This window comes from Desulfovibrio diazotrophicus, from assembly GCF_902498985.2.
Lineage (GTDB): Bacteria > Desulfobacterota > Desulfovibrionia > Desulfovibrionales > Desulfovibrionaceae > Desulfovibrio > Desulfovibrio legallii.
In genome coordinates this window covers 1093579-1106389 of sequence record NZ_OX346397.1, presented here as the reverse complement: position 1 = coordinate 1106389, position 12811 = coordinate 1093579, and the positions used below count along the sequence as shown (strand labels likewise).

Annotated in this window: 11 protein-coding genes; 10 read left to right on the top strand and 1 reads right to left on the bottom strand. The window is 61.6% G+C overall.

Annotated features, from left to right (window positions below):
• The first annotated feature begins 39 nt into the window (after positions 1-39).
• On the top strand, positions 40-699 hold the full coding sequence (gene hypB, locus J7I12_RS04790) for a hydrogenase nickel incorporation protein HypB (RefSeq protein ID WP_118229789.1): 660 nt from the start codon (positions 40-42) through the stop codon (positions 697-699).
• A 198-nt stretch (positions 700-897) separates the two neighbouring features.
• Here hypB and J7I12_RS04785 read toward each other — a convergent pair whose 3' ends face one another.
• The gene (locus J7I12_RS04785) at positions 898-1872 is read right to left on the bottom strand and encodes a peptidoglycan glycosyltransferase (RefSeq protein ID WP_288908283.1); all 975 of its coding nucleotides are present in this window, start codon (positions 1870-1872) and stop codon (positions 898-900) included.
• Between the two features lie 213 nt (positions 1873-2085).
• Here J7I12_RS04785 and J7I12_RS04780 point away from each other — a divergent pair, with 213 nt between their 5' ends.
• The 9 genes from J7I12_RS04780 (at position 2086) to hlyD (ending at position 12745) form a co-directional block, all read left to right on the top strand.
• Positions 2086-2859 carry an SPOR domain-containing protein gene (locus J7I12_RS04780; RefSeq protein WP_118229787.1) on the top strand — a complete coding sequence of 258 codons (774 nt, stop codon included), beginning with the start codon at positions 2086-2088 and terminating at the stop codon, positions 2857-2859.
• Positions 2860-3101: 242 nt separating this feature from the next.
• Positions 3102-4556, top strand: coding sequence for a catalase (locus tag J7I12_RS04775; protein WP_118229786.1), 1455 nt, complete (start codon positions 3102-3104; stop codon positions 4554-4556).
• 234 nt (positions 4557-4790) lie between these two features.
• On the top strand, positions 4791-5768 hold the full coding sequence (lplA, locus tag J7I12_RS04770; RefSeq protein WP_118229784.1) for a lipoate--protein ligase: 978 nt from the start codon (positions 4791-4793) through the stop codon (positions 5766-5768).
• 432 nt (positions 5769-6200) lie between these two features.
• Positions 6201-7256 (top strand): TRAP transporter substrate-binding protein, encoded by a 1056-nt coding sequence (locus J7I12_RS04765; protein WP_118229783.1) that lies wholly within the window; start codon positions 6201-6203, stop codon positions 7254-7256.
• 80 nt (positions 7257-7336) lie between these two features.
• Positions 7337-7942 (top strand): TRAP transporter small permease subunit, encoded by a 606-nt coding sequence (locus tag J7I12_RS04760; protein ID WP_118229782.1) that lies wholly within the window; start codon positions 7337-7339, stop codon positions 7940-7942.
• A 14-nt stretch (positions 7943-7956) separates the two neighbouring features.
• On the top strand, positions 7957-9297 hold the full coding sequence (locus tag J7I12_RS04755) for a TRAP transporter large permease (protein ID WP_118229781.1): 1341 nt from the start codon (positions 7957-7959) through the stop codon (positions 9295-9297).
• Between the two features lie 9 nt (positions 9298-9306).
• Positions 9307-10674: an ethanolamine ammonia-lyase subunit EutB gene (locus J7I12_RS04750; protein ID WP_302548891.1), complete on the top strand. Its 1368-nt coding sequence runs from the start codon at positions 9307-9309 to the stop codon at positions 10672-10674.
• Positions 10675-10711: 37 nt separating this feature from the next.
• Positions 10712-11518 (top strand): ethanolamine ammonia-lyase subunit EutC, encoded by an 807-nt coding sequence (eutC, locus tag J7I12_RS04745; RefSeq protein WP_270229219.1) that lies wholly within the window; start codon positions 10712-10714, stop codon positions 11516-11518.
• A gap of 225 nt (positions 11519-11743) precedes the next feature.
• Complete coding sequence (hlyD, locus tag J7I12_RS04740) at positions 11744-12745, top strand: secretion protein HlyD (RefSeq protein WP_118229778.1); 1002 nt, start codon at positions 11744-11746, stop codon at positions 12743-12745.
• Positions 12746-12811 lie beyond the last annotated feature (66 nt).

The window sequence follows — 12811 nt, the reverse complement described above, 5'->3', positions numbered from 1 at the left end:
GGGCGGCAGGCCCTGCCACCCCCCGACAAGGAGAACGGCATGCAGATTCCTGTAGTGCGCAATGTGCTTGAAGCCAATGAAAAAATGGCTGCCCATGTGCGGCGGCTGCTCTCGGACAAGGGGATTCTGACCCTTAATCTGATCAGTTCGCCCGGCGCCGGCAAAACCACGCTGCTGGAGCGGACGCTGCGCGACCTTGCGGGCGAGTTTCGCATGGCCGTGGTGGAAGGGGATCTGCAAACGGACAACGACGCCCGCCGCGTGGCCGCCACGGGTGCGCAGGCCGTGCAGATCAATACCGACGGCGGCTGTCACCTGGACAGCAATATGGTGCTTACCGCCCTGGAAAGCCTGAACCTTGACGGTGTGGACATCCTGTTTATTGAAAATGTGGGCAACCTGGTCTGTCCGGTGGAATTTGACTGCGGCGAAGACGCCAAGGTGGCCCTTTTAAGCGTGACTGAAGGGGACGACAAGCCGGAGAAATATCCCTTGCTGTTCAACTTGGCCAAGGCCATGGTGCTCAACAAAATAGACCTGCTGCCCTATGTGGATTTTGACTTGGCCCGTGCCCGGCGTTTTGCCGCAAAGCTCAATGAACATATTGATATTTTTGAGGTTTCCTGCCGTAATAGCCAGGGCCTTGAGGGCTGGTACAACTGGCTCCGGCGCATGCGTGCGGCCAAGAAGGCGGCCTGACGGCCTGACAGGGCGTTTTGCCCAGGCGCTTTGACAAGGTGCTTTGGCCCGGCAGGCTGCGGCATTGACGTCGGGCCCGGCGCAGGGACTGCGAGGACGCGTTTTTTGTAACAATAAAAGCCCCCGGCAACCTCCTTGGGTTTGTCGGGGGCTTTTATTGTTTTTGCAAAGGACCGGCGCAGTCGGCCGTGGGCATGCTCAGCGGCCGCCTTCGCCGCCCTGATAGGCGGCCACGTCCACAATAAGACTGTGGGAAACGAGGCGCAGGGTCAGGGTAAAAAGCTGCACGTCGCCGTGGGGCGTGTCTGCGTCATCCAGGGCGGGCAGCAGGGCTGCAGGGGCCAGCATGATGGTGGCCTCGCCCACGTCGGCGGTCATGAAGTCGTCCACCGTGCGGCGCAGCAGGGCCTTTTGGCGTTGTGCGCTCAGGCCGGTCATTTCCGTAAAATTCATGTCCAGGCCGGGCAGTTCCGCCTGCCAGGGCGCGTAGCCCTGGGCATAGAGGGCGTCAAACAGCTTGTCCAGCGTGGGCGCGTCCAGGGGACGGCGCAGTTCCAGGTGATCCAGGCGGTCCGTGCCCACGCCGCCTTCGTCCGTGCCCGGCGAAAGGCGCGCCGCCCAGAGCATGCCGGCAAAGCCCAGGCTGGTTAGCACGGCACCGTTGTCGTCGCGTGGGGGGTGGGGGTCCAGCAGGGCGCAGACGTCCCGCATGGTCATGCCGGGGCGGAACTGGTCCAGGTGGCATACGGGACTGTGATCCGGGCCGGGCAATAACGGGGTTGCCTGCCCTGTAAGCCGGCGCTGGCCTTCCGGACGCAGGGCGATCTGCAGAACCAGCGGATCCCCGCCGCTGAAGGTCAGCGCGCGCGCTTTGTCCAGGGGTATGGCCGCAAAATGCCAGAGAGCCAAGCCCGTATCCACGCGCAGGTCCGCCGTCCCGCCGGGATTTTCCACCAGGTCGCTGCCCTTGGGGGGCATATCCAGACGTACGTACTGCACCTGCCTCTGGTGCGTGACGCACAGGTTCAGCACGTCTGCCCCGCTGTTGTTGACAATGCGCAGCAACTGCGGCGGGCGACCGGCCGCTGGATTGGCGTGGGCCGCACAGGGCGCGCCGGCCGACAGCAGAATCGGAAGCAGCAGAAACAAAAGACGGAAGCAGCTGAAGGGCATAGGCGGACTCCTTGACGGTTGCAGCAACCCCTGAACAGTCTGCAGTATACCAGAGCGGCGGCTACGTCCGCAAGCGCACCACGCTCTTTACGCCCGTGGCCGTGGCTGTTATGGTCGGTAAAGGTGCGGGAGCCGTCAATACTTCAGTCCCCCAGCGCTCCAGGCCTGCGGTCCGTCCGCAGGAGATCGCCACGCCATTTTTCAGGAGAAATCATGCCTCAGGTCGTTCTTCAGTCCCGAAACTCTGACGCCGAATCCAAAGCCTGTTTCTGTCTGCGCCCTGCAGCTGTGGTGGCCGCCTGTTTTTTGCTGGCGGCGGCGGTGGTGCTGGCCTATCTGGGCGGGGTCATGAGCGGCAGGGCCTCCTGGCGCAGCCAGGCCCTCCAGGCGCAGGCGGCGCGGCAAGCGGCCCCGGAGGACGCTGCCGCCGGTGACAAGGATGCAAAGCAGGCCGATGCAGAACAGGGGGCGGGGCAGGGCATTCTGGCTCCGGAAGATCTGCGCTTTGCCCGTGTGCTGCGGGGCGAGAGCCTGCCCCCGGCCAAAACGGCCCCGGTGGCGGCTGCCGCCGCTCAGGCCGTTGTGCCCGCTGGTCCCAAAAGCGCGGGGCGAGAGTCTGCTCCCGGCCAGACGGCCGCACAGACAGCCGCCCCCGGCGGCACGGGGCAGGGCGCGGCTGCCGTGCAGGCGACCTCTCCGGCGCCTGCGGCCTTTGCGGCGTCTGCCCAGCCCACTCCCGGCGCCATGTCCGACTATGTCTTTCAGGTGGGCGCTTTCAAGGATGCGGACAGTGTGGACGGCCTGCGCCAGCGCCTGGAAGGCCGGGGGCTGCGTACCCGCATGGAACGATCCGGCAAACTCTATGTGGTGCTGGTTCTGTTGCGCGGCGACCAGGCCAGGGCCGCCGAAGTGGTGCACACCGCAGAAAGCATGGGCCTCGGCAAGCCCATTCAACGCAGTCGTAAACCTGTCCCCGTACAGAACTAGAGCTTTTCACCTTGCCCTTGCGTTTTCAGCTGTGCGTATCCCTATCAACAGCGGAACCGCAATTTTTCAAAGAAATTAATAAAAACATTAATAATATAGTATAGTTATAAAATACTTTTTGTTTTTTATAATATGATAATAATTACTATTTACAAAAAAATTTGCCCATGCCATAGTGTGCTCAGATGAGGGCGCACGAGCCGCCTTCCCTTGGAATAACCTTTAACCCAAGGAGACGAGCCATGCCGCAAGATCCCAAACTCACCACCAACGCCGGCGCCCCCGTAGCGGACAACAACCGGGTGCTCACAGCCGGCCCGCGCGGCCCCATGCTGTTGCAGGACGTCTGGTTTCTGGAAAAACTGGCCCATTTCGACCGTGAGGTCATCCCGGAACGACGCATGCACGCCAAGGGTTCCGGCGCCTACGGCACGTTTACTGTCACGCACGACATCTCCCGCTACACCCGTGCCGCCATGTTCGCCCAGGTGGGCAAAAAAACCGAGCTCTTTGCCCGCTTTTCCACAGTGGCCGGCGAGCGCGGCGCGGCCGATGCCGAACGCGACATCCGCGGCTTTGCCCTTAAATTTTATACGGAGGAAGGCAACTGGGACCTGGTGGGCAACAATACCCCCGTGTTCTTTTTGCGTGACCCGCTGAAATTTCCCGACCTCAACCATGTGGTCAAGCGCAATCCGCACACCAACATGCACAGTAATACGGACAACTGGGACTTCTGGACCTTGCTGCCGGAGGCGCTGCACCAGGTGACCGTGGTCATGAGCGACAGGGGCATTCCCGCTTCCTACCGCCACATGCACGGTTTCGGCAGCCATACCTTCAGTTGCATCAACGCTCAGAACGAACGCTTCTGGGTCAAATTCCACTTCAAAACGCAGCAAGGCATCAAAAATCTTACGGATGCCGAGGCACAGGAGCTGGTGGGCCGCGATCGCGACAGCCACCAGCGCGACCTTTTTGAGCATATAGAGAAGGGGGATTTCCCCCGCTGGACCATGTTTGTGCAGGTCATGCCTGAGGCGGACGCCGCCAAATTGCCCTACCATCCCTTTGACCTCACCAAGGTCTGGTACCACAAAGACTGCCCCATGCTGGAAGTGGGCGTGCTGGAGCTCAACCGCAATCCGGAAAACTACTTCGCCGAAGTGGAGCAGGCCGCCTTTAACCCCGCCAATGTGGTGCCGGGCATCGGCTTTTCGCCGGACAAAATGCTGCAGGGTCGCCTTTTCTCCTACGGCGATGCACAGCGCTACCGCCTGGGCGTGAACCATCATCTTATTCCGGTGAACCGGGCGCGTTGCCCTTTCCACAGTTATCACCGCGACGGACAAATGCGGGTGGACGGCAACTATGGCGGCCTGACCAACTACGAACCCAACAGCCACGGCGTGTGGCAGGAAAACCCGCAGGCGGCTGAGCCGCCCCTGAACATTGAGGGCGATGCCGACCACTGGCCCTTCCCCTGCGACGACGCAGATTATTTTGAACAGCCCGGCAAGCTCTTCAGGCTCATGACTCCGGAGCAGCAGGAGGCCCTGTTTGGCAATACGGCCCGCGCCATGGCGGGCGTGCCCAAGGATATTCAGCTGCGCCACATCCACCACTGTGCCAAGGCGGACCCGGCCTACGGCGCAGGCGTGGCCAAGGCTCTGGGCATTCCCGAAGCCGAGATCTGATCTCTGCCCTCTGTGCCCGACAGGGGCCTTATCGCGACTGACCATGCAGGCCCGGCTGACAAAGCCGGGCCTTCTGGTGTATGCCATGTCGGCGGGCGCGGGCTGCCGCGCCGTAATTGTCCGCCGTCAGACCGCCAAAAGGCGTTCCGCGGCGCGCCGTCAAGCGTTGGGCGGGCCTCTCATGGCCCTGGTCTGCCCCGCTGCAAAGGTAACCTGCGTGAGCTGAGGAGTCGCATGCGCATTCTGTACAATCCTTCCGTAGACCCCGCTTTCAACCTGGCCGCCGAAGACTGGCTGCTGCACCATACCAGTACGGATATCTTTATGCTTTGGCGCAATGATACGTCCGTCATTGTGGGGCGCAACCAGAACACCCTGGCTGAAATCAACCAGACCTTCGTGCTGGAGCGGCACATCCCTGTGGTACGCCGTCTTACGGGCGGCGGGGCAGTATTTCACGACCTGGGCAACCTTAATTTTACGTTCATCAGTTTGAACAACCTGGTCAGTCAGTTGGATTTCCAGCGTTTCGCCGCGCCCATGGTGGCGGCGCTCAACGCCCTGGGCGTGCCCTGCCAGTTCAATGGCCGCAACGATATGGTCGTTCAGGACAAGAAAATTTCCGGCAACGCCCAGCACGTGCACAAGGACAGGGTGCTGCACCACGGCACGCTGCTGTTCGCCTCTAATATTGAGGATATCTCAGGCGCGCTCAAACCTGGCGCGGCCAAATACAGCGACAAGGCCGTGAAAAGCGTGCGCAGCCGGGTGGGCAATATTGCCGATTTTTTGCCGCAACCCATGGGCATTGAAGATTTTACCGCTTACCTGCTGCGCTATATGACCGGCGACAGTCCGGCGGCGGACACCAGCCTGACCGGGGAAGAAACAGCGGCCATCACGGCGCTGGCGGCGGAAAAATACCGCTCCTGGGACTGGAATTTCGGCTATTCGCCCGACTACGGCTTCAGTCAGGCCACCCGCACGCCCGGCGGCGTGCTGGACGTGCGCATGGACGTGCAGGGCGGCCGCATTACGGGCCTGCGCCTGTTTGGCGACTATTTCGGCGTGCGGGACGTGGGCGAGCTGGAGGCCCTGATTGTGGGTTGCCAGCACGACCGGGCCGAGCTGGCCCAGCGTCTGAGCTCCGTGGACCTCAACGCTTACCTGCAGGGGGTGGACCTGGAAACATTTTTGGATTGTCTGTTTTGATTGCTGCGGCATCCTGCCGCAAAGGCAGCTTTTTTTTGAAGCCCCGCACTGCGGGGTTTTTTTGTACATCCTATGAAACAATTTTGTTTTATATGATATATTTAAAAATAGTAAATAATTAATCGATATTATAAAAAATTAGCGCCGTAGTTGGGCCTTGATTGTCACAAAAAAGCGTGCCGCAGCCTGTGTGTGAGCTAAATTTGTGTTGCAGTGGGGGACGAGATGGCCGGAAAACAGGAGTAGCAAAAAATAAAAATAAATTATTTTAATATGATACAGAAAAAGTCGGGGCCATTCCCGTGTTGGCACTGTGCTTGCTTAAGGGGAAGGAAAGAGAATGGCGCAGTGCTGTTGCAGCCCTTAGGGGTTGCTTGGGCCGCAGGTCATGCGGCCTTTTTTTGTACCTCAGCTTGCCCCAAGGAGGGTGACATGCAACGAAGGGAATTTTTGCGTAAGGCGGGTATGGGGGCCACGGCGGCCGTGGCCGCCTCCACGGGCGTGCTGCAGGCCGTAGAAAGCCGGGCCGCCAAGGCGCCCATCAAGTGGCGCATGCAGACCTATGCCGGGGCCGCGTTGGCCGAGCACGTCATCAAACCCCAGATTGACGCCTTTAACAAGGCCGCCAACGGGGAAATGGTCATTGAGCTCTACACTTCCGACCAGCTGGTGCCCACTAGCGAATTGTTCCGCGCCGTGCAGAACGGCACCATCGACGCCGCCCAGTGCGACGAAGATTCCATGTCCTCTCCGGCGGACGTGGCTATCTTTGGCGCGTATTTTCCCTTTGCCACCCGCTATTCGCTGGACGTGCCCGCGTTGTTTGAGCACTGGGGCCTGAACAAGATCTGGAAAGAAGCCTACGCCGAGATCCGGGGCGTGGAATGGCTGGGCGCAGGCTCCTGGGACCCCTGCAACTTCGCCACCACCAAGCCCATCCGCAGTCTGGGCGACCTCAAGGGGAAGCGGGTGTTTTCCTTCCCCACGGGCGGCAAGTTCATGAGCCAGTTTGGCGTGGTGCCCGTGAGCCTGCCTTGGGAAGACATTCAGGTAGCCCTGCAGACGGGCGAGCTGGACGGCGTGTGCTGGTCGGGCATTACGGAAGACTACACCTCCGGCTGGGCCGAGCAGTGCAAATACTACCTCACCAACAACATCTGCGGCGCGTGGATCGGCTCCTACTTTGCCAACAGCAAAAAGTGGGCGGAACTGCCGGAGCACCTCAAGACGCTCTTCAATCTCACCTGCGACAGCTCACACTACTATCGGCAGCACTGGTACTGGTGGGGCGAGGCGCACTACCGCGTCAACGGCGGCAAGATGGAGCTGACCTCCATTCCCGACGCCGAATGGGCCAAGGTGGAAGAGGCCGCCCACAAGTTCTGGGACGAAACGGCCAAAAAAAGTCCCCGTTGCGCTAAGGTGGTGGAGATTCTCAAAAAATACAATGCAGACATGACCAAGGCGGGACGTCCGTACCGTTACTGACAGGATGCGCCGCGAGGCTCGGTCCGGCCGGCCCCGCGGCGCACTGACACGCAACTGTTTCACCAGAAAAAGAGAATTCCATGCCAGGCTTCATCAAACTATACGTCCGCTACGTTGATGCCGTAAACCGCCTCGTGGGCCGTTGCGTGCTGTATATCATCTTCGTCATGATGGGAATTTTACTTTATTCGGCCTTTTCCCGCTATTTTCTTGATTCTCCGGTCATCTGGGGGGTGGAAATGGCGCAGTTCTGCATGGTGGCCTACTATATTCTTGGCGGCGGTTTCGCCCTCCTGGTCAACGCCCATGTGCGTCTGGACGTATTTTATGCGCGCTGGAACTGGCGCAACCAGGCCAAAGCTGACGTATGCACGTCTGTCTTTCTCATCGTATATTTGGGGTTTTTGCTCTATGGATGCCTTTCAAGCACCTGGTATTCCATAGAATTCAGCCAGCACAACAACACGGCCTGGGCGCCGCCCCTGGCGCCTATCAAGATCATCATGGGCACAGGCATAGCTTTGACTTTACTGCAGGCCTTCTCAGAATTTTTTAAGGCGCTGGCGCGCTCCCGTGGGCTGATTATCGAAGAAAATATTCCTGAGCGGCTTATTGTGGAAGGCAACCTGGAAGAGCTGCAGGGTACCACGGAAAAGCAACAGCAATCGGCTCAGGATAAGCCGTAAAGGACGCAACAACAATGCTGGATTTTACCTTTACCCTTTCGCATGAGACCACGGCCCTGCTGCTGTTTGCATCCATGGGGCTGCTCATGCTCACCGGGCAGCGCGTTTTTGCGGCCATCGGCTTTGTGGGGGCCGTGGCGGCGGCTTTTTTGTGGGGCACGGGCGGCTCGCAGATGGCCTTCAACGCCAGCATCACGCTCATGAAGTGGTTTCCCATGATTTCCCTGCCCCTATTCATCTACATGGGCTATGTGCTGTCTGAATCAGGCATAGCCAATGACCTTTACCGCATGTTCCACGTCTGGATGGGCCCCCTGCCCGGCGGTCTGGCCCTGGGCACCGTGGGTCTGATGGTGGCGGTTTCGGCCATGAACGGCCTGAGTGTGGCCGGGCTTGCCATCGGGGCCAGCATCGCCATGCCGGAGATGCTCAAACGCGGCTATGACAAGCGCATGGTCACGGGCATTATCCAGGCGGGCAGCAGCATTGGTCTTATGATGCCGCCCAGCGTGGTGCTGGTGCTCTACGGCATGATCGCCCGCCAGCCCGTGAGCACGCTGTGGATAGCCGGCATTGGCCCGGCCCTGCTGCTGGCCGCCATGCTCACGCTCTACATCGTCATCCGCTGCAAGCTCAATCCGGCCCTGGCTCCGGCCCTTTCCAAGGAGGAGCTGGCGTCCATCAGTCCGGAAGAAAGGCGTCGTCTGCTGCGGGCAGGGCTGCTGCCTCTGGTCATCATCGTGGCCGTGACGGGTTCCTTCCTCACGGGCATGGCCAGCCTGGTGGAAAGCTCCGCCGTAGGCGCGCTGGTGGCCACGCTGGCTGCCTATTTCAAAAAGCGGCTGACCCGCAAGGTGATGAACGTGGCGCTGGTGCAGACCCTGAGCGTGAGCTGCATGTTCATGTGGATCATCATGGGCGCACTCTGCTTCAGCTCCGTGTTTGACGGTCTGGGCGCTGTGCACGCCATCAAGACGCTGTTTCTTGACGGCTGGCACCTGAGCCCCTGGGGCGTGCTCATCGTCATGCAGATATCCTTTCTGATTCTGGGCATGTTTCTGGACGATACCGCCATGCTTATCATTGTGGCCCCGCTGTATATTCCCCTGGTCAAGGCCCTGGGCTTTGACCCCATCTGGTACGGCGTGCTCTACACCATCACCTGCCAGATTGCCTACATGACGCCTCCTCTGGGCTACAATCTCTTTCTTATGAAGGCCATGGCCCCCAAGGGCGTAACCATGAACGACATCTACGCCTCCATTCTGCCCGTGGTTTCCCTTTTGCTGCTGAGCCTTATCCTGGTCATGATCTTTCCCGACATCGCCATGTATCTGACCAGGGCTTTCAAGTAGGCGACCGGAATGGACAGCCGCACTTCTTTACGCGAGCTGCTGGCCAAGGCGTCGCCCCTGCGTTCGGGCGACATCCTGGCCGGGGTAGCTGCCGACAACGACGAAGAGCGCGTGCGCGCTCAGATGGCCCTGGCCGAAACGCCCCTCAAGCGCTTTCTGGAAGAGCCGGTGGTGCCCTACGAGGAGGACGAAATCACCCGTCTGATTCTGGACGGCCACGACGCCGCAGCCTTTGCACCGGTCAGTTCCTTCACGGTAGGGGATCTGCGCGACTGGCTGCTTACCGCCGCGGCGGACGCGGCAAGCCTGGCGGCCCTGGCCCCCGGCCTCACGCCCGAAATGGCGGCGGCGGCCAGCAAGCTCATGCGCGTGCAGGATTTGATTCTGGCGGCCTCCAAATGCCGGGTGGTCAGCCGCTTTCGGGATACCATCGGCCTGCCCGGCCATTTTTCGGTCAGGCTGCAGCCCAACCACCCCACGGACGACGCCCGCGGCATCCTGGCCTCTACCATTGACGGCCTGTACTACGGTTCGGGCGATGCGGTCATCGGCATCAACCCCGCCTCGGACAGCCTGGAAAACATAGCCCGCCTCAACTATCTGCTGGACGGGCTCATCCGACGTTATGAAATCCCCACCCAAAGCTGCATACTCACCCATGTGACCAACACGCTGGAGCTCATCAACCGCGGCGTGCCCGTGGACCTCTGCTTTCAGTCCATTGCGGGTACGGAAAAAGCCAACGCCAGCTTTGGCATCAATTTGGCCCTACTGGACGAGGCCTGGCAGGCCACGCTGGATCTGGGGCGCGGCACAGTGGGCGACAACGTTATGTATTTTGAAACCGGGCAGGGCAGCGCTCTTTCCGCCAACGCCCACTATGGCGTGGACCAGCAAACCATAGAATGCCGCGCCTACGCCGTGGCCCGTCGCTACCGCCCCCTGCTGGTGAACACGGTGGTGGGCTTTATCGGGCCGGAATACCTCTATAATGGCAAGCAGATTATCCGCGCGGGTCTGGAGGACCACTGCTGCGGCAAACTGCTGGGCCTGCCCATGGGCGTGGACATCTGCTATACCAACCACGCAGAGGCCGACCAGGACGACATGGACACCCTGTTGACCCTGTTGGGCGCGGCGGGCTGCAATTTCATCATGGGCATACCGGGCGCGGACGACATTATGCTCAACTATCAGTCTACTTCCTTCCACGACGCCGCTTACCTGCGTAAGCTCTTGCATAAGCGCCCGGCGCCGGAGTTCGAGGCCTGGCTGGAAGGTATGGGCATTCACGGCCCGCAGGGAGAACTGCTGCCTCCCGACGGGGCCCTGCTGGCTTTGGAAAAGCAGGTGAGCGCGGCAGAAGAGGGCATTTGAGATGTCACGGCCCCGGTCTTCGTGTCCCAACCCTCCCGTGAGGGCTGATCCCTGGGGTGAACTGCGTGGCTACACTGACGCCCGCATCGCTCTGGGCCGCTGTGGCGTGAGCCTGCCCCACGACCAGTGGCTGCGCTTCCGCCTGGCCCATGCCCAGGCGCGGGACGCGGTGCTCACGTCCTTTGACGCGGCCGCCGTGCGCGCGGATCTGGAAGCCGCCGGTCTGCGCTGTCTGGAGCTGGCCAGTGCCGCCCGCCACAAGGATGAGTTTCTGACCCGGCCGGACAAAGGCCGTCGCCTGAGCGAGGCCGCTTACGCGGAGCTGGAGCGGTTTGCGGCAACGCCGGGCGTGGCCGGGGCGGACGTAAGCGTGGTTATCAGCGACGGGCTTTCGGCCCGTGCTGTGCACGAAAACGCGGCCCCTTTTGCCGTGGCTTTTTTGGAGCGCGTGCGGGCCGCCGGTCTGCGCGCCGCCCCCGTAGTCCTGGTGCGCTATGGACGGGTAGCCGTGGCCGACGAGGTGGCCTCTCTGTTGCGGGCCCGCCTGGTGGTCATTCTTATCGGCGAGCGTCCCGGCCTCAGTTCGCCCAATTCTCTGGGTGTGTATCTGACCTACGCGCCCTTTCCCGGCTGTACGGATGAAGCCCGCAACTGCATCTCCAACGTGCGCCCCGGCGGCTTGAGCATGGAAGAGGGCGTGCGCAAGCTCTGCTACCTGGTGCAGGGGGCTTTTGCGCGCGGCTTCACGGGCGTGCATCTCAAGGATGATATGCCTGCGGACTATCTGCCCTTTGCGCCGCAGTACGGCGCGCTTGCCGCCGGCGGCCCCGGTACGGACGGCTGAGCCTTGCGGCGCTTCCGTCGCGGGGGGGGCTGCTTGACCCCGCCTGCTGGACAAGCCCTCTGCACCCGGCTATGCTTCAGGTATGGCCGGGTTTTTGCGTCCGGAGCGTCCGGGCGGCCTGGCTGTCCAGGGGTTTTGAACATCCCGGCGGCGCAGTCGGTTACATCCGTGCCGTTGTGACGCAATGCGGCGCAAACCGCCCCGCCGATGGGGTGGGGGAGGCGTATGGCTGTTTCCCGTAAAACGTTCGGCCTTGCGGCCGTGGGGGCCGTCCTTCTGGTGGCGGCCTTTTTGCTTTGGCGCTGGTGGGACCAGCGCGACCAAGGCCCGCTGACCCTTTACGGCAATGTGGATATCCGGCAGGTGGATCTGGCCTTTCGCGTGGGCGGGCGCATTGCGGCTGTGCTGGTGGACGAGGGCGACGCCGTGACGCCGGGCCAGCCTTTGGCGCGTCTGGATGTGGACCTGCTCACGCAGCAGCGCGATCAGGCCGCCGCAGTGCTGGCCCAGCAGCAGGCCGCCCTGGCGCGTCTGGAGCGCGGCTACCGGGTGGAGGAAATCGCCCAGGCCAAAGCTGATGTCAGCGCGGCCACGGCTGTGGCCGAAAACGCCGCCATCAACCTCAAGCGCGTAACAGCCATGCGCGCGTCCAACGCCATTTCACAGAAAGAGCTGGATAACGCCCGCGCCGGGGACAAGCAGGCCCGCGCCCGCCTGCGTTCGGCCCAGGACCAGCTGGACATGTTGCTTTCCGGATATCGTGAAGAAGACGTGCTGGCCCAGAAAGCGGCGGTGGACGCGGCAGCAGCCTCTCTGGAGCACGCGCAGATTCAGCTGCGCGACGCGCAGCTGGTTGCCCCGCAAAAGGGCATTGTGCTCACCCGCGCGCGCGAGGCCGGGGCTATTGTGCAGGCTGGGCAGACCGTCTACACCCTTACGCTCACGGACCCCGTCTGGCTGCGCGCCTATGTGGACGAACCCAACCTGGGCCGCGTCAAACCGGGCATGGCCGTGAAGATTTATGTGGACGCCGCGCCGGGCAAGGTCTTTTCCGGTCGGGTGGGCTTTATCGCCCCTACGGCGGAATTTACGCCTAAAACAGTGGAAACGCGCGAGGTGCGCACAGCTCTGGTTTACCGCCTGCGCGTGCAGGCGCAGGATCCGGAAAACGTCATGCGCCAGGGCATGCCCGTGACTCTGGTGCTGGAGGACAGCCCCGCGCCATGACGGCCGCAAAATTGCAGATGCCGTTTGGGGAGGCCCCCGCCCGGCCGGAGGCCGAGAATCCCGCTG

Coding starts and splice junctions, on each gene's coding strand:
- hypB (WP_118229789.1), top strand. CDS start 40: ATGCAGATTCCTGTAGTGCGCAATGTGCTTGAAGCCAATGAAAAAATG.
- J7I12_RS04785 (WP_288908283.1), bottom strand. CDS start 1,872: ATGCCCTTCAGCTGCTTCCGTCTTTTGTTTCTGCTGCTTCCGATTCTG.
- J7I12_RS04775 (WP_118229786.1), top strand. CDS start 3,102: ATGCCGCAAGATCCCAAACTCACCACCAACGCCGGCGCCCCCGTAGCG.
- J7I12_RS04760 (WP_118229782.1), top strand. CDS start 7,337: ATGCCAGGCTTCATCAAACTATACGTCCGCTACGTTGATGCCGTAAAC.
- J7I12_RS04780 (WP_118229787.1), top strand. CDS start 2,086: ATGCCTCAGGTCGTTCTTCAGTCCCGAAACTCTGACGCCGAATCCAAA.
- hlyD (WP_118229778.1), top strand. CDS start 11,744: ATGGCTGTTTCCCGTAAAACGTTCGGCCTTGCGGCCGTGGGGGCCGTC.
- J7I12_RS04755 (WP_118229781.1), top strand. CDS start 7,957: ATGCTGGATTTTACCTTTACCCTTTCGCATGAGACCACGGCCCTGCTG.
- J7I12_RS04750 (WP_302548891.1), top strand. CDS start 9,307: ATGGACAGCCGCACTTCTTTACGCGAGCTGCTGGCCAAGGCGTCGCCC.
- lplA (WP_118229784.1), top strand. CDS start 4,791: ATGCGCATTCTGTACAATCCTTCCGTAGACCCCGCTTTCAACCTGGCC.
- J7I12_RS04765 (WP_118229783.1), top strand. CDS start 6,201: ATGCAACGAAGGGAATTTTTGCGTAAGGCGGGTATGGGGGCCACGGCG.